Below are 16,959 nucleotides of genomic sequence, written 5' to 3'. Positions count from 1 at the left end.
GGGACAGGAGGCGAGGACCATACTCGGACAGGTGTTCCTGACGATCAGTACGACCGGCACCCCTGAACGCCCCGCCACGGACCTCGGCTTCCTGCTGCACAAGCATCCCGACCGGGCGCAGGCGTTCTCCACCTCGCACGGCACCGCGCACGTCTTCTATCCCGAGGCGTCCGCCGAGCGCTGCACGGCCGCACTCCTGCTGGAGGTGGATCCGGTGGCGCTGGTGCGGCGCGGCAAGGGCAAGGGCCGGGGCGGTGCGCCCGACGCGGCGCTCGCGCAGTACGTCAACGACCGTCCCTACGCGGCTTCCTCACTCCTCTCCGTCGCTCTCGCCGCCGTCTTCAAGTCCGCGCTGGCCGGTGTCTGCCGCGCCCTGCCCGAGCGGGCCGAGGCGCCGCTGCCGCTGCGGATCGAGGTGCCCGCGCTGCCGGCCCGGGGCGGTGCGGAGCTGGTGCGCAAGCTGTTCGCGCCGCTCGGCTGGGAGCGGATCGAGGTGGCGGAGGTGGCGCTGGACGAGCGGTTCCCGGCGTGGGGTGCCTCGCGTTACGTACGGCTGGTGGTGGAAGGGGAGTTGCGGCTGGCCGACGCGCTGCGTCAGCTCTACGTCCTGCTGCCGGTGCTCGACGACGCCAAGCACTACTGGGTCGCGCCCGACGAGGTGGACAAGCTGCTGCGGGCCGGTGAGGGCTGGCTGGCCGACCACCCCGAGCGCTCCCTCATCACCCGCCGCTACCTCTCCCACCGCTGGGGCCTGACCCGCCAGGCCGATCAGGCCCTGGAGCTGGTCCGGCTCGCGGAGTCGGACGACCTGGAGGTGGAGAGCGTCGACAACGCGGTGGACGAGAGCACCGACACCGAGGAGAAGCCGGTCCCGCTCGCCGAGCACCGGCGCACCGCGATCCTCGAAGCGCTGCGCGGAGCCGGTGTGCACCGGGTGCTCGACCTGGGCTGCGGCCAGGGCCAGTTGGTGCAGGCGCTCCTCAAGGACGTGCGGTTCACCGAGATCGTCGGCGTCGACGTGTCGATGCGCGCTCTCACCATCGCCTCGCGGAGGCTGAAGCTGGACCGGATGGGAGAGCGGCAGGCGGACCGGGTCACGCTCCGGCAGGGCTCTCTCACCTATACGGACAAGCAGCTCAAGGGGTATGACGCCGCCGTGCTCAGCGAGGTCATCGAGCACCTCGATCTGGACCGGCTGCCCGCGCTGGAGTACGCGGTCTTCGGTTCGGCGCGGCCGGGCACGGTGCTCGTGACCACGCCGAACGTGGAGTACAACGTCCGCTGGGAGACGCTCCCGGCTGGGCACGTGCGCCACGGGGACCACCGCTTCGAGTGGACCAGGGCCGAGTTCCGCCAGTGGGCGGAGAAGGTGGCCGAGCGCCATGGATACACCGTCGCGCACCTGCCGGTCGGCCCGGATGACCCCGAGGTCGGCCCGCCCACTCAGCTCGCTGTCTTCACGCTGACCGAAGCCACGACCGACAAGCACACCAACGAGAAGAAGGAGGCGAAAGCCGCATGACGAACGACGACAGCACGAGCACCGACACCAGCACCACCGGCACCGCCTCCCGCACCCTGCCCGTGACCGACCTCTCCCTCGTCGTCCTCATCGGCGCCAGCGGATCCGGCAAGTCCACCTTCGCCCGCAAGCACTTCAAGCCCACCGAGATCGTCTCCTCGGACTTCTGCCGCGGCCTGGTCGCCGACGACGAGAACGACCAGAGCGCCAGCCGCGACGCCTTCGACGTGCTGCACTACATCGCCGGCAAGCGCCTGGAGGCCGGACGGCTCACCGTCGTCGACGCCACCAGCGTCCAGTCCGAGAGCCGCAAGCAGCTCGTCCAGCTGGCCAGGAAGTACGACGTCCTGCCCATCGCCATCGTCCTCGACCTCCCCGAAGAGGTCTGCCTCCGGCGCAACGCGGCCCGTCCCGACCGCGCCGACATGCCCCGCCATGTCGTCCAGCGCCACCGCCGTGAGCTGCGCCGCTCGCTGCGCGGCCTGGAGCGCGAGGGCTTCCGCAAGGTGCACATCCTGCGCACCGAGGAGGAGGCCGAGACCGCCGAAGTCGTCCTGGAGCGCCGCTACAACGACCTGCGCCACGTCACCGGCCCGTTCGACATCATCGGAGACGTCCACGGCTGCCGCTCCGAGCTGGACACCCTGCTCGGCAAGCTCGGTTACGTGGACGGCGCCCACCCCGAAGGGCGTACGGCCGTCTTCGTCGGCGACCTCGTCGACCGGGGCCCGGACAGCCCCGGTGTGCTGCGCCGCGTCATGTCCATGGTGGCGTCGGGCAACGCGCTCTGCGTGCCGGGCAACCACGAGAACAAGCTCGGCCGCTATCTCGCCGGCCGCAAGGTCCAGCAGACCCACGGCCTCGCCGAGACCGTCGAGCAGCTGGAGCGCGAGGACGCCGGGCACCCCGAGTTCCGGCAGCAGGTACGGGAGTTCATCGACGGCCTGGTCAGCCACTACGTGCTGGACGGCGGCAGCCTGGTGGTCTGCCACGCCGGACTGCCGGAGAAGTACCACGGCCGCAACTCGGGCCGGGTCCGTTCGCACGCGCTGTACGGGGACACCACCGGCGAGACCGACGAGTTCGGCCTGCCCGTGCGCTATCCGTGGGCCGAGGACTACCGGGGCCGCGCCGCCGTGGTCTACGGCCACACCCCGGTGCCCACCACCTCCTGGATCAACAACACCATCTGCCTGGACACCGGCGTGGTCTTCGGCGGGAAGATGACCGCGCTGCGCTGGCCGGAGCGCGAACTCGTCGACGTACCGGCGGAGAAGGTCTGGTACGAGCCCACCAGGCCGCTGACCACCGAGGCGCCCGGAGGCCGGGAAGGCAGGCCGCTGGACCTGGCCGATGTGCAGGGCCGGCGGACCGTGGAGACCCGGCACATGGGCCGGATCGCCGTGCGCGAGGAGAACGCGGCCGCCGCGCTCGAAGTGATGAGCCGGTTCGCCGTCGACCCGCAGCTCCTCGCCTACCTCCCGCCCACCATGGCGCCCACCGCCACCTCCCGCCAGGACGGCTTCCTGGAGCACCCGGCCGAGGCGTTCGCGCAGTACCGCGAGGACGGCGTGGAGCGGGTCGTGTGCGAGGAGAAGCACATGGGCTCCCGGGCCGTCGCTCTGGTCTGCAAGGACGCGGCCGCCGCCACCGCGCGCTTCGGCACGGACGGCCCGACCGGCGCGCTCCACACCCGCACCGGCCGCCCGTTCCTCGACGACCGGGCCCTGACCGAGGTGATCCTCGGCCGGCTCCGCACGGCCGTCACCGCGGCCGGGCTCTGGGAGGAGTGGGACACCGACTGGGTGCTGCTCGACGCCGAGCTGATGCCGTGGTCGCTCAAGGCCGGCGGACTGCTGCGCTCGCAGTACGCGGCGGTCGGCGCGGCCTCCGGTGCGGTCTTCCCGTCCGCGCTCGCCGCGCTGGAGAGCGCCGCCGCCCGTGGTGTCGACGTCGGCGACCTCTCCGTACGGCAGCAGGGCCGGGCGACGGACGCGGCCGCGTTCACCGAGGCGTACCGGCGCTACTGCTGGACCACGGAAGGGCTGGACGGCGTGCGGCTGGCCCCGTTCCAGATCCTCGCCGTCCAGGGCCGCTCGCTCGCCGCCGTTCCGCACGACGAGCAGCTGGCCTGGCTGGACCGACTCGTCGAGCACGACCCGACCGGGCTGCTCCAGGTCACCCGCCGGCTCGTCGTGGACCCCGCCGACGAGGCGTCCGTCCGCGCCGGCACCGACTGGTGGCTGGAGATGACCGGAGGCGGCGGCGAAGGCATGGTCGTCAAGCCGCTCGGCGCGCTCGTCCGGGACGCCAAGGGCCGCCTGGTCCAGCCCGGCATCAAGGTGCGTGGCCGGGAGTATCTGCGCATCATCTACGGCCCCGAGTACACCCGCCCGGAGAATCTGGAGCGCCTGCGCTCCCGCTTCCTCGGCCACAAGCGCTCGCTCGCGCTGCGGGAGTACGCGCTCGGCCTGGAGGCGCTGGACCGGCTGGCGGAGGGCGAGCCGCTCTGGCGGGTCCATGAGGCGGTCTTCGCCGTCCTGGCCCTGGAGTCGGAGCCGGTGGACCCCCGGCTCTGAGAGCGGGCCAAGCCGTGGGCGATTCGCGGGGTGAACGGCGCTCCGCCCGGTGAGGATGAAGACATGGGATTCCACGTCGACTCCGAAGCCGGGCGGCTGCGCCGCGTCATACTGCACCGTCCCGATCTGGAACTGAAGCGCCTGACCCCCCGCAACAAGGACGCGCTCCTCTTCGACGACGTGCTCTGGGTCCGCCGGGCCCGGCAGGAGCACGACGGGTTCGCCGACGTCCTGCGCGACCGAGGAGTGGAGGTGCACCTCTTCGGCGACCTCCTCCAGGAGTCCCTGGACATCCCGGTCGCGCGGCGGCTCGTGCTCGACCGGGTCTTCGACGAGAAGGAGTACGGGCCGCTCGCCACCGAGCACCTGCGCGCGGCCTTCGAGGAGCTGCCGTCGGCCGAGCTGGCGGAGGCGCTGGTCGGCGGGATGACCAAGCGCGAGTTCCTGGAGCGGCACAGCGAGCCGACCTCCGTCCGCTTCCATGTGATGGACCTGGACGACTTCCTGCTCGGCCCGCTGCCCAACCACCTCTTCACCCGGGACACCTCCGCCTGGATCTACGACGGCGTCTCCATCAACGCGATGCGCTGGCCGGCACGGCAGCGTGAGACCGTCCACTTCGAGGCGATCTACCGCCACCATCCGCTCTTCACCGGCCCGGAGGCGGGCGTCTTCCACCACTGGTCGGAGGGACAGGACGACTATCCGTCCACGATCGAGGGCGGTGACGTGCTGGTGATCGGGCAGGGCGCGGTCCTAATCGGGATGAGCGAGCGCACCACTCCGCAGGCGGTGGAGATGCTGGCCCGTGGCCTCTTCGACGCCGGTTCCGCGCGGACGATTGTGGCACTGGACATGCCGAAGGCCCGCGCGTTCATGCACCTGGACACGGTGATGACGATGGTCGACGGCGACACGTTCACGCAGTACGCCGGGCTCGGCATGCTCCGCTCGTACACGATCGAGCCGGGCAGCGGACCGCGCGAGCTGAAGGTGACCGACCATCCGCCCGAGCACATGCACCGGGCCATCGCCGCCGCCCTCGGCCTCGACTCGATCCGGGTGCTCACCGCGACGCAGGACGTGCACGCGGCGGAGCGCGAGCAGTGGGACGACGGCTGCAACGTGCTCGCGGTCGAGCCGGGCGTCGTCGTGGCGTACGAGCGGAACGCGACCACCAACACCTATCTGCGCAAGCAGGGCATCGAGGTCATCGAGATCCGGGGCAGCGAGCTGGGCCGGGGGAGGGGCGGGCCGCGCTGCATGAGCTGTCCGGTGGTGCGGGATCCTGTGTAGAACCGGCGCTTTCACCTCATCCTGCGGATAACCAGTACTTTTACCTCATGGGACCGGTGAATTTCGGACCGGCGATTTCCGGACCAAGGGGCTGTATAGGAATGCGGGGACTCGTATAGACTTCCAGGACTGCCTGCCGGCCCCGGCAAGATCCCCGTCCCACCCTGGAGCAGTCATCATGGCCATCGACCTCATCGGCCGCCCCTTCCTCAAGGAGCTGGACTTCACCTCCGAGGAGATCCTCGGCCTGGTCGCGCTGGCCGGTGAGCTGAAGTCGGCCAAGAAGGCCGGGGCCGAGGTCCCGCGGCTGCGCGGCAAGAACATCGCGCTGATCTTCGAGAAGACCTCGACCCGTACGCGCTGCGCGTTCGAGGTCGCCGCCGCCGACCAGGGCGCCTTCACCACCTACCTGGACCCCTCGGGCTCCCAGATGGGCCACAAGGAGTCGGTGAAGGACACCGCGCGCGTGCTCGGCCGGATGTTCGACGGGATCGAGTACCGGGGCGACAGCCAGCAGGTGGTCGAGGAGCTGGCCGCGTACGGCGGTGTCCCGGTCTTCAACGGGCTCACCGACGACTGGCACCCCACGCAGATGCTCGCCGACGTGCTGACCATGACCGAGCACAGCGACAAGCCCGTCCCGGAGCTGGCCTTCGCCTACCTCGGCGACGCCCGCTTCAACATGGGCAACTCCTACCTGATCACCGGCGCCCTGCTCGGCCTGGACATCCGGATCGTCGCGCCCGAGATGTACTGGCCGGCCCCGTCCGTCGTGGACCAGGCCGAGAAGCTCGCCGTGATCAGCGGCGCGAAGATCACGCTCACCGCCGATGTCACCGAAGGTGTCCGCGGCGCCGACTTCGTCGCCACGGACGTGTGGGTGTCGATGGGCGAGCCCAAGGAGGTCTGGGACGAGCGGATCGCCGCGCTCGCGCCGTACGCCGTGACGATGGACGTCCTGTTGGCCACCGGCAACCCGGACGTGAAGTTCCTGCACTGCCTGCCCGCCTTCCACGACCTCGGCACCCAGGTCGGCCGGGACGTCCACGCCGCCCACGGCCTCACCGAGCTGGAAGTCACCGACGAGGTCTTCGAGTCGGCCCACTCGGTCGTCTTCGACCAGGCCGAGAACCGGATGCACACGATCAAGGCAATCCTGGTGGCGACGCTGGCCGGCGCGTAGCCGCCTCGGAGATCAGGGGATTCGCATGGCCATTCGCCCGATTGGGTGAACATGCGTGCTGGTGGCTACGATGTCGGCTCTTGGTGGGGTTCGGACCCGGGGAGACCCCCGCAGGGTCGAACCCCATACCTGTGCCGCCGCGCGCCGGCGCACGGACCGTCCCCCCACTGCACCACCAGAGATGAGAACGTCCCGCATGAGCACCGGTCTGCCGCGATCCGGCACCCCGAAGCCCGCCGGCCCCTACCTGTCCGGCCTGCGCCGCAAGAGCCCCGAGCAGCTCATCGCCGAATCCGGCGGCGACCTGGAGGGCCACGGCCTCAAGCGGACGATGGGCCTCTTCCAGCTCGTCTGCTTCGGCGTCGGGGCCATCGTCGGCACCGGCATCTTCGTCGGCCTCTCCGACACCGTCGCCGAGGCCGGACCCGCCGTCGTCATCTCGTTCGTCCTGGCCGCGATCACCTGCATCTTCACCGCCTTCTCCTTCGCGGAGCTGGGCAGCGCGATCCCGGTCTCCGGCAGCTCGTACTCCTTCGCGTACGCGGCCCTCGGCGAGCGCACGGCGTTCCTCGTCGGCTGGTGCCTGATGCTGGAGTACGGCGTCTCGGTCTCCGCGGTCGCGGTGGGCTGGAGCCAGTACGTCAACGAGCTGCTGAACAGCCTGATCGGGTGGGAGCTGCCGGCCGCCGTCTCGGCCGGACCCGGTGACGGCGGTGTGATCAACCTTCCGGCGGTCGTCGTGATCGCCATGGCCGCCACGCTGCTGGTGCGCGGCGTCCGGGAGAGCGCGGGCGCGACCGCCGCCATGGCGGTCCTGAAGATCGGCATCCTGCTGGCGTTCTGCGCGATCGCGTTCAGCGCGTTCCAGGACGACAACCTCGTGCCGTTCGCCGGTCACGGGCTCGGCGGGATCACGGCCGGCGCCTCGCTGGCGTTCTTCTCGTACATCGGGTTCGACGCGATCACCACCGCCGGCGAAGAGGTCAAGAACCCCCGCCGCAACATTCCGATCGCCATCCTGATCTGCATCGGCGTCGTCACGCTGCTCTACTGCGCGGTGGCGCTCTCGGCCATCGGCGCGCTGGGCGCGGACGCCGTCTCCGACAAGCCCGCGGCCCTCTCGCTGGTCGTCAACCAGGTCACCGACTCCGCGGTCGGCGGCGGCATCATCGCCTTCGGCGCGGTCGTCGCCATCGCCTCCGTGGTGCTCGCCGTGATGTACGGACAGACCCGCATCCTGATGTCGATGTCCCGCGACGGGCTGATCCCGCGCGTCTTCGAGCGCGTCTCGCCCAAGACCCACACGCCGGTCGCCAATACCTGGATCGTGGCCTGCGTCTTCGCCGTACCGGCCGCCTTCGCCTCGCTGGACGTCGTCGTCAACCTGACGACCATCGGCACGCTCGCCACCATGGTCGCGGTCAATGTGGCGGTCGTGGTGCTCCGCCGCCGCCACCCCGAGCTGGAGCGCACCTTCCGGGTGCCGCTGTACCCGGTGAGCCCGGTGCTCGGCGTCGTGTTCTGCCTGTATCTGATGTACGGGACCGGCTGGACGACCTGGCTCCAGTTCGCGGTCTTCCTCGCCGCCGGATCGCTGCTCTACGCCGGTTACGGCCGTAAGCGCTCCCGGCTGGTCAGCTCTCCGGCGACGGACCCGGCTGGGACGGAATCGCCGGAAGCGTGAACCAGACGGCCTTGCCGTGCTCCGTCGTGCGGTGACCGCAGGCGGAGCTGAGGGTCCGGATCAGCAGCAGGCCGCGGCCGTGCTCCTGCCAGGGGTCGACCTCGAAGCCGGGCTGCGGCCGGGACAGGTCGCCGGGCGGAGCCGGGTCGTGGTCGTGCACCTCGACCTGGCAGCCGGTCGGCAGCAGCTCCACGACCAGCTCGATCGGCTCGCTGCTCACCGTGTGCTCGACCGCGTTGGCCACCAGCTCGGCCGTGAGCAGCTCGGCGGTGTCGCTGTCCGCCGGTGCGTGGATGTCCGACAGGGCGGTACGGACGAGAGCGCGGGCGATCGGCACGGCTGCCGTGGAGTGCGGCAGGGCGATGCGCCAGGAGGCGGGAACAGGGACATCGGGCGGCACGGCGGGGTTCCGTTCGGGAGCGGGACTTCCTTGTAGCGGGACTTCTCGACTCATCGGGTCTCTCGACTCGTCATCGGGGTCTCTCGACCCGGCATCGGACTTTCCCGACTCGGCGTCGGGGCATCTCGACTCACTCGACTCATCGGCATCGCGTATCGAGACTTCCTGGGGTCAACCTTACGAACCGCACGGCCCTGGCCATAGAGGCGGTCGGCCGGTGCAAACAGGACTTTCGCCACAACAGTCTCACGGTCGGCGTATCGCGACCTCGTGACGACAGTCACGTACGGGTGATAACTTCGGTGGTGGAACGCGACCCGCGCACGGTCGGCAACCCGCCCGAATGCTGAAGGGAACCCCTTCATGAGCTCGTTTCCCAGCTCCGCCCCGCGCGTGGAGGAGTGGCGCCACCTCCGGATCACCCGGGACGACGGTGTGGTGACCGTCACACTGGACCGGCCCGAGAAACTCAACGCCCTCACTTTCGGCGCCTACGCCGATCTGCGCGACCTCCTCGCCGAGCTGACCCGGGAACGCTCCGCGCGCTGCCTCGTCCTCGCCGGCGAAGGACGCGGCTTCTGCTCCGGCGGTGACGTGGACGAGATCATCGGTGCCACCCTCGCCATGGACACCGCCGCCATCCTGGAGTTCAACCGGATGACCGGCCAGGTCGTACGGGCCCTGCGCGAGTGCCCCTTTCCGGTCGTCGCCGCCGTCCACGGGGTCGCCGCCGGAGCCGGAGCCGTGCTGGCCCTCGCCGCCGACTTCCGGGTCGCCGACCCCTCCGCCCGCTTCGCCTTCCTCTTCACCCGGGTCGGCCTCTCCGGCGGCGACATGGGCGCGGCCTACCTCCTGCCGCGCGTCGTCGGCCTCGGCCACGCCACCCGGCTGCTGATGCTCGGCGACACCGTCCGGGCACCCGAGGCCGAGCGGATCGGCCTGATCAGCGAACTGGCCGAGGAGGGCCAGGCCGACGCCCGCGCCACCGAGCTGGCCCGCCGCCTCGCCGACGGCCCCGCGCTCGCCCTCGCCCAGACCAAGGCGCTGCTCACCGCCGAGCTGGACATGCCGCTCGCCGCCTCCGTCGAGCTGGACGCCAACACGCAGGCGCTCCTGATGCACGGCGAGGACTACGCGGAGTTCCACGCCGCCTTCACCGAGAAGCGGCCGCCGAAGTGGCAGGGGAGGTAGCGGCCGTGCCGACCCCCGTACGGCGCATCGCGGTCATCGGCGGCGGCCCCGGCGGCCTCTACGCCGCCGCTCTCCTCAAGCGGCTCGACCCGGCCCGCACGATCACCGTCTACGAGCGCAACGCCTCCGACGACACCTTCGGCTTCGGTGTCGTCCTCTCCGACGAGACCCTCGGCGGCATCGAGCACGCCGACCCGGAGGTCTACCGCGCACTCAGCCGCGAATTCGTCCGCTGGGACACCATCGACATCGTCCACCGCGGCCGCGTCCACACCTCCGGTGGCCACGGCTTCGCCGCTCTCGGCCGCCGCCGCCTCCTGGAGATCCTCCACGAGCGCTGCACCGCTCTCGGCATCGACCTCCGCTTCGGCGCCGAGGCGCCGCCCGCCGCCGAGCTGGCCGCCGGCCACGACCTGGTCATCGCCGCCGACGGCGTGCACAGCGCCACCCGCCAGGCGCACGCGGACGCTTACCGCCCGTCCCTCACCGAGCACCGCAACCGTTACATCTGGCTCGCCGCCGACTTCGCGCTCGACGCCTTCCGCTTCGAGATCGCCGAAACCCCGTACGGCGTCATGCAGCTGCACGGCTATCCGTACGCCGCCGACGCCTCCACCGTCATCGTCGAGATGCGCGAGGAGGTGTGGCGCGCCGCCGGACTCGACACCTGCGACGGGGCCGAATCCACCGCCCGCTGCGCCAAGTTCTTCACCGAGGCCCTGGACGGCCGTCCGCTGCGCTCCAACCGGTCCAGCTGGCTCACCTTCCGTACGGTCACCAACTCCCGGTGGTCGCACGGGAACACGGTCCTCATCGGCGACGCCGCCCACACCGCGCACTTCTCCATCGGCTCCGGCACCAAGCTCGCCGTCGAGGACGCCCTCGCGCTCGCCACCTCCATCGCGGAACAGCCGGACCTGGCCTCCGCGTTGACGGCGTACGAGGCCGAGCGCCGCCCGGTCGTCGCCTCCACGCAGCGGGCGGCGGCGGCCAGTCTGCGCTGGTTCGAGGAGCTGGCGACCTATGTGGACCAGCCGCCCCGCAGCTTCGCCTTCAACCTGCTCACCCGCAGCCGCCGGGTCACCCACGACAACCTGCGGCTGCGCGACGCCTCCTTCACCGCCGCCGTGGAGAAGGAGTTCGGCTGCCCGCCCGCCACGCCGCCGATGTTCACTCCGCTCCGGCTGCGCGGCCTCGAACTGCGCAACCGCGTCGTCGTCTCACCGATGGACATGTACTCGGCCACCGACGGGCTCCCCGGCGACTTCCATCTCGTCCACCTCGGCGCCCGCGCGCTCGGCGGCGCCGGACTGACCATGACCGAGATGGTCTGCGTCAGCCCCGAAGGCCGCATCACGCCCGGCTGCACGGGCCTGTGGACCGACCAACAGGCCACCGCCTGGCGCCGGATCACCGACTTCGTCCACACCTCGGCACCTGGCGCCGCCATCGGCGTCCAGCTCGGCCACTCGGGCCGCAAGGGCTCCACCAAGCTGATGTGGGAAGGCATCGACCAGCCCTTGGAGGCCGGCAACTGGCCGCTGACCGCCGCCTCCCCGCTCCCGTACCGGCCAGGCGTCAACCAGATCCCGCAGGAGCTGGACGCCGCCGGACTCGCCGCCGTACGCGAGCAGTTCGTCCAGGCGGCCCGCCGCGCGGCCACCGCCGGCTTCGACCTCCTGGAACTCCACTGCGCGCACGGCTACTTGCTCTCCGGCTTCCTCTCGTCGCTCACCAACCACCGCACCGACGCCTACGGCGGCCCGCCGGCGAACCGGCTCCGCTTCCCGCTCGAAGTCTTCGACGCCGTCCGCGGAGTCTGGCCGCGGGAACGCCCGATGACCGTCCGGATCTCCGCCACCGACTGGGCCGACGGCGGCACCGAGGCGGAGGACGCCGTCGAGATCGCCCGCGCCTTCGCCGCCCACGGGGCCGACGCCATCGACGTCTCCACCGGCCAGGTGGTGCCCGAGGAGCGCCCTGAGTTCGGCCGCTCCTACCAGACTCCGTACGCGGACCGGATCCGCAACACCGTGGACGTCCCGGTCATCGCGGTCGGCGCCATCTCCTCCTGGGACGACGTCAACTCCCTCCTCCTGGCGGGCCGAGCCGACCTCTGCGCCCTGGCCCGCCCGCACCTCTACGACCCGAACTGGACCCTCCACGCGGCGGCCGAACAGGGCTACACCGGACCGGCCGCGCCTTGGCCGCTCCCGTACGGCGCCGGCAGCCGACCGCCGCCGACGGGCCGCACGGACGGGCCGAAGCCCCGGCTTACTCTGGGGTGAGGTAGTGCGTCGAGTGCTGACAAGTCACTTCTGCTGCACGGGAATCCGAGTAAAATTGGTCTCCTACTCGGGGGAGAACGCATGTCTGAATTACTGGCAGCCGCCGCTGTCATCGCACCGTTCGTGAGCACCGCGGCGGCATCCATGGCGGGAGCCGTCGTCGACTCGGCGCGGGACCGCCTGGCGGACAGCGCGGTGGAAGGCGGACGGAGGCTGCTGGGCGCGGTGCTCCGCCGGCATGACGACGACCTGGACCGCGCCGAGGAGGACGTCGACGCGGTCAGCGCCATCGAGCAACTGTCGGACCAGCAGCGGCACATCCTGGAGAACGCCATCGGAGTATGGCTGGCCGCCGGCGGAGAGCTGGATGCCCGGTCCCTGTCCCGCTCCATCGAGGACGCCGACCGCGCACACCGGGGCGGCGACCTGACACACGTGACGTCGTACGGGCCCAACTCCCCGGCGATCGGCAGGATCGACACGGCGACCTTCACCTTCCACCGCGACCCGGGCGGCGAAGCAGGTTGACCGGCGAGCCGTCGGCGCCGGGCGACACCATCACTCATGGACCCAACTCACCGGCGATCGGCTTCGTCGGCAAGCTGTTCCTGAGCGTGTTCTTCGGAGACTCCGCCGACATCACCGACCGGGCCAAAGGCTGGAGCGTCTGGAACTGGCCGCCGTTCCTGCTGGTCGTCTCGCTCGGCGCCTACGCGCTGATCGCGGCCCCCGACGGACCGGCACGCCAGTTCCTCTGGGTCCACCTCGCCCTCGGCACCGCGGTCGCTCTGGCGCTGATCCGGCTGGTCCTGCCGGCGCGAGGCACCCGCGCACCCTGGCGTGTCCTGATGTCGGCGGCGGCCGTGATCTGCTCCTGCGCCGGCGCGGTCGGTATGGATCACCTGGCGGACCACGGTGAGATCGACGTCACCGGCCGGAGCCGCATCAGCGGCGAAACCGTCACCAACGGCTCCCAGTTGCGGCTCGTGGTCGACAGCCCGGCCGACCGCGCACGGCTGCGGCTGACGCTCACCATCCGGGACGCCGCCAAGGCCGCACAGTTCTGCGCACCGGAGACCCGCTACTCCGCTCAGCTGCTGGGCAACACCAGTACGCGTGTCGACGATGTGCGCAGCGGCCAGACGGTCGCGTTCCCGCTGGGCGGACTGCAAGGAGCGATCGACGTGGAGATCACTCTGCTGACCGAAGAAGGATGCCGGATGAACCTGTCCGTCGCGGACGCCGTACTGCACGACTGAGAGGAAACTGTGGCTCCCACCTCGGAGACCGGGCTCCTGCCCGCCCGGCTGTTCGGCATCGTCGCCACGCTGGTCCTGCTGGCGGGCCTCGCCGCGTGCTCCTCCCCGGAGGAGCCGGAGCGCGAGTTCCTCGGCGTGAAGCGCATCACGGTCGCCATGCACAACGACCTGCCCGGCCTGTCGTACTCCGCGAACTACGACCGTTCCGGCCTGGACTTCATCATGCTCCAGCACATCCAGGAGGAGATCGACGTCGACTTCAGCGAGCCCGTCGACGTCTCCTCGGGCGACCGGGTCACCCAACTCATCGAGCGCAAGGCCGACATGACGATCGCGTCGTTCTCCATCACCGCCGAGCGGATGGACGAGATCGATTTCGTCGGCCCCTATCTCAAGACCCGGCAGGGCTTCCTCGTCGGCCCGGAGAGCGCCGGCGTGAAGCTGCTGGCCGATCTGCGCGGCAGCCAGATCTGCACCTGGCAGGGCACCACCTCGGTCGAATCCCTGGAAGGCATCAAGGAGACCGTCGGCGCCGATCCGGTCACCCTGACCGATGCGTCGGACTGCATCGAGCAGCTCATCGCCGGCCAGGTGAAGGCCGTCTCCACCGACCAGGCCATCCTCTACGGCTTCGCGCGGCAGTACGAGAAGGAGGGCCTGCGCGTGGTGCCGGACGTGACGATAGGAGCCCCGCAGCACTACGGCATCGGATTGCCGAAGGGACACGCCGAGGACTGCCGCAGGCTCGCGTCCTGGCTGAAGAAGCATGTGGGGACCAGCAGTTGGATCAGGGACGTCGAGACGTCCCTGCCGACCCTCATCAAGGACGATCCGGGCTGGATCAGCAGCTACAAGCCGAGCGCCGCCGAGATCGAGGCCCGGTCGTGCCGGGACAGCATCAGCCCCTGATGTCGTGCCCGGCACGGTGTCAGCCCTGACACCGTGCCGGGACAGCATCAGTCCCTGACCCGCACGAACCGCTCTCCCGCGTCCCGCAGCCGCTCGTGCAGCTTGCCGAAGACCTCAGCCGAGCGCCCGCCCGGCCACCCCTTCGGCAGCAACTCATCCGGCAACCCCGGATCTGCGTAAGGCAGTTGGCGCCAGGAGTCCAGAGCCAGCAGGTAGTCGCGGTAGGCCTCCTGCGGGCGCGGGCCCTCCTCGGCCGGCGGGGCCGCCTCCCACTCGCGGAGCACCGGTTCGTGCAGGTCCAGGAAGTCCCGGTGCAGCCGGGCCACCGCGTCCAGGTCCCACCAGCGGGCCACCGACGCGCGGGTCGCGGCGAAGCCGAGGTGGTCGCCGCGGAACAGGTCGACGTACGAAGCGAGTTCGAGCCGCTCCAAGGTATGCCGGGTCTCCGCGTAGAGGCCGGCCGGAGCGATCCACACGCCGGGCGCCGCCGTGCCGAAGCCGAGGCGGGCCAGCCGGGAGCGGAGCAGGTGGCGCTTGGCGCGCTCGGCCTCGGGGACGGAGAAGACCGCGAGGACCCAGCCGTCGGCCAGCCGGTGCGAGGGACGGCCGTAGATGCGGCCGTCGCCGTCGTCGAGCAGTTGGCGCGCGTCGGGCGACAACGCGTATCCGGCCGAGCCGTCCGCCGCCCGCGCTGCGACCAGCAGTCCGCGCCGCTTCAGACGTGAGACACAGGAGCGTACGGAAGGAGCGTCGACGCCCACGGCGTGCAGCAGGCGGATCAGCTCCGCCACGGCGAACGGTGAGCCGTCCGCCGGACGGCCGTAGGCGCCGTAGAGCGTGATGATCAGGGAACGGGGGGTGCGCAGCTCGGCCACGTGATCACTCTAGGCGGAGTCCTCGCGGAGGAGGAACCGCTGGAGTTTGCCGGTCGCTGTGCGGGGGAGCGAGGGGCGGAAGGAGAAGGCGCGCGGGCATTTGTGCGGGGCCAGGTTGGCCTTCATATGGGCACGCAGCGAGTCGGCCGTCTGCTCCGAGCCCTCCGTCAGCACCACGTGCGCCACCACGATCTCGCCGCGCAGCTCGTCCGCCCGGCCCACCACGGCCGCCTCCGCGACCTCCGGATGGCGTAGCAGGGCGTCCTCCACCTCGGGGCCGGCGATGTTGTAGCCGGAGGAGATGATCATGTCGTCGGCGCGGGCCACGTAACGGAAGTAGCCGTCCGGTTCGCGGACGAACGTGTCGCCGGTCAGGTTCCAGCCGTGCCGGACGTACTCCGTCTGGCGCGGGTCGGCGAGGTAGCGGCAGCCGACCGGGCCGCGTACGGCGAGCAGGCCCGGTTCGCCGTCCGGCAGCTCCTCGCCGTGCTCGTCGACCACCTTGGCCTGCCAGCCCGGCACCGGGACGCCTACGGTGCCGGGCCGGACGGCGTCGTCGGCGGCGGAGATGAAGATGTGCAGCAGCTCGGTGGCGCCGATGCCGTTGATGATGCGCAGGCCCGTCGCCTCGAACCAGGCCTGCCAGGTCGCGGCCGGCAGGTTCTCGCCGGCCGACACACAGCGGCGCAGCGCCGAGAGGTCGTGGCCGTCCAGCTGGCCGAGCATCGTGCGGTACGCGGTCGGCGCGGTGAAGAGGACCGAGACCCGGTGGCGGGCCAGCGCCGGCAGCAGGTGGTGCGGCCCGGCCTGCTCCAGCAGCAGCGCCGAGGCCCCGGCGCGCAGCGGGAAGACCAGCAGGCCGCCGAGGCCGAAGGTGAAGCCGAGCGGCGGGCTGCCCGCGAACACGTCGTCGGCCAGCGGCCGCAGCACCTGGCGGGAGAAGGTGTCGGCGATGGCGAGCAGGTCCCGGTGGAGGTGCATACAGCCCTTGGGCCGTCCGGTGGTTCCCGAGGTGAAGGCGATCAGCGCGACCTCGTCGGCGGCCGTGTCGACCGCGTGGTACGGGCCGGAGCCGGCGTGCGCGGCGGCCAGCCGGGTCAGGTCGCCGGAGCCGTCACCGCCGTACAGCGTGGTCAGCAGTCCCTTCACGTCCGCCTCGGCCAGATCCTCCGCCGACCGCGCGTCGCAGAGCGCGTGGCTCACCCGGGCGAGTGAGCAGATGGTGGCCAGCTCGGCCGACCGCGCCTGCGCCAGTACGGTCACCGCCACCGCGCCGGCCTTCATGACGGCGAGCCAGCAGGCGGCCAGCCACGGTGTGGTGGGCCCGCGCAGCAGCACCCGGTTGCCCGGCACCACGGCCAGGTCCTCGGTGAGCACATGCGCGATGCGGTCGACCGTGGCGCTCAGCTCGCCGTAGCTCCAGACGGTTCCGTCGCCGGAGCGCAGCGCGGGACGGTCCGGGCCCCGCTCCTCGACCGTGCGGTCCAGCAGCTCGTACCCGCAGTTCAGCCGGTCGGGGTAGCGCAGCTCCGGATCGTCCAGGAGGAGCTCCGGCCACTGTTCCGGCGGCGGCAGATGGTCGCGCGTGAACGTGTCGGTGTGCGCGCCGGGGACGCGTACGGACGCGTCGGCGGCGGCTGCGGGCGTGTTCGGCGAGGAATTCGGCTCCATGAAGGATCGCCCCCTTGTCGCCTCTGGAGCGTATCGTTCGGGTGACGGTAGTCAACGGTCCGCGATAAGACAGTGACGCGATCGGGCAGTGACGCGGCAGGA

At 71.0% G+C, this 16,959-nt stretch carries 13 protein-coding genes; 10 read left to right on the top strand and 3 right to left on the bottom strand.

What is annotated here, in order from left to right:
- Positions 1–31: 31 nt before the first annotated feature.
- From ABZ267_RS24345 to ABZ267_RS24325, 5 genes are all read left to right on the top strand, one after another.
- Positions 32–1,522: a 3' terminal RNA ribose 2'-O-methyltransferase Hen1 gene (locus ABZ267_RS24345; RefSeq protein WP_356748986.1), complete on the top strand. Its 1,491-nt coding sequence runs from the start codon at positions 32–34 to the stop codon at positions 1,520–1,522.
- The gene (locus ABZ267_RS24340) at positions 1,519–4,101 is read left to right on the top strand and encodes a polynucleotide kinase-phosphatase (RefSeq protein WP_356748984.1); all 2,583 of its coding nucleotides are present in this window, start codon (positions 1,519–1,521) and stop codon (positions 4,099–4,101) included. Before ABZ267_RS24345 ends, ABZ267_RS24340 begins: the two co-directional genes overlap by 4 nt.
- Before the next feature lie 63 nt (positions 4,102–4,164).
- Positions 4,165–5,397 carry an arginine deiminase gene (locus ABZ267_RS24335; protein ID WP_028418034.1) on the top strand — a complete coding sequence of 411 codons (1,233 nt, stop codon included), beginning with the start codon at positions 4,165–4,167 and terminating at the stop codon, positions 5,395–5,397.
- 178 nt (positions 5,398–5,575) lie between these two features.
- Positions 5,576–6,580: an ornithine carbamoyltransferase gene (gene argF, locus ABZ267_RS24330; protein ID WP_356748981.1), complete on the top strand. Its 1,005-nt coding sequence runs from the start codon at positions 5,576–5,578 to the stop codon at positions 6,578–6,580.
- 196 nt (positions 6,581–6,776) lie between these two features.
- Entirely contained in the window at positions 6,777–8,264 is a 1,488-nt protein-coding gene (locus tag ABZ267_RS24325; RefSeq protein WP_356748980.1) for an amino acid permease, read from the top strand.
- Here ABZ267_RS24325 and ABZ267_RS24320 read toward each other — a convergent pair.
- Positions 8,215–8,664, bottom strand: a complete 450-nt coding sequence (locus tag ABZ267_RS24320; protein ID WP_018514406.1) for an ATP-binding protein — start codon at positions 8,662–8,664, stop codon at positions 8,215–8,217. The genes ABZ267_RS24325 and ABZ267_RS24320 overlap by 50 nt on opposite strands.
- 363 nt (positions 8,665–9,027) lie before the next feature.
- On the opposite strand from ABZ267_RS24320, the gene ABZ267_RS24315 reads away from it, so the two are divergent.
- From ABZ267_RS24315 to ABZ267_RS24295, 5 genes are all read left to right on the top strand, one after another.
- Complete coding sequence (locus ABZ267_RS24315) at positions 9,028–9,855, top strand: enoyl-CoA hydratase family protein (RefSeq protein ID WP_356748978.1); 828 nt, start codon at positions 9,028–9,030, stop codon at positions 9,853–9,855.
- 5 nt (positions 9,856–9,860) lie between these two features.
- Complete coding sequence (locus tag ABZ267_RS24310; protein ID WP_356748976.1) at positions 9,861–12,143, top strand: bifunctional salicylyl-CoA 5-hydroxylase/oxidoreductase; 2,283 nt, start codon at positions 9,861–9,863, stop codon at positions 12,141–12,143.
- An 81-nt stretch (positions 12,144–12,224) separates the two neighbouring features.
- A complete protein-coding gene (locus ABZ267_RS24305; RefSeq protein WP_356748974.1) occupies positions 12,225–12,671 on the top strand; it encodes a hypothetical protein in 447 nt (148 codons plus the stop codon).
- Positions 12,668–13,402 (top strand): hypothetical protein, encoded by a 735-nt coding sequence (locus ABZ267_RS24300; RefSeq protein WP_356748972.1) that lies wholly within the window; start codon positions 12,668–12,670, stop codon positions 13,400–13,402. Before ABZ267_RS24305 ends, ABZ267_RS24300 begins: the two co-directional genes overlap by 4 nt.
- Before the next feature lie 9 nt (positions 13,403–13,411).
- The gene (locus tag ABZ267_RS24295) at positions 13,412–14,311 is read left to right on the top strand and encodes a transporter substrate-binding domain-containing protein (RefSeq protein ID WP_356748970.1); all 900 of its coding nucleotides are present in this window, start codon (positions 13,412–13,414) and stop codon (positions 14,309–14,311) included.
- Positions 14,312–14,358: 47 nt separating this feature from the next.
- Here ABZ267_RS24295 and ABZ267_RS24290 read toward each other — a convergent pair whose 3' ends face one another.
- Both ABZ267_RS24290 and ABZ267_RS24285 read right to left on the bottom strand, forming a co-directional pair.
- Entirely contained in the window at positions 14,359–15,186 is an 828-nt protein-coding gene (locus tag ABZ267_RS24290; protein ID WP_356748968.1) for a PaaX family transcriptional regulator C-terminal domain-containing protein, read from the bottom strand.
- Positions 15,187–15,195: 9 nt separating this feature from the next.
- Positions 15,196–16,857 (bottom strand): AMP-binding protein, encoded by a 1,662-nt coding sequence (locus tag ABZ267_RS24285; protein WP_356748966.1) that lies wholly within the window; start codon positions 16,855–16,857, stop codon positions 15,196–15,198.
- Between the last annotated feature and the right edge of the window lie 102 nt (positions 16,858–16,959).

The organism is Streptomyces sp. NPDC006174 (genome assembly GCF_040614075.1).
In the GTDB taxonomy this organism is placed as follows: Bacteria; Actinomycetota; Actinomycetes; order Streptomycetales; family Streptomycetaceae; genus Streptomyces.
The sequence above is the reverse complement of the archived record's forward strand: the minus strand, read 5'-3'. Positions and strand labels throughout refer to the sequence as shown.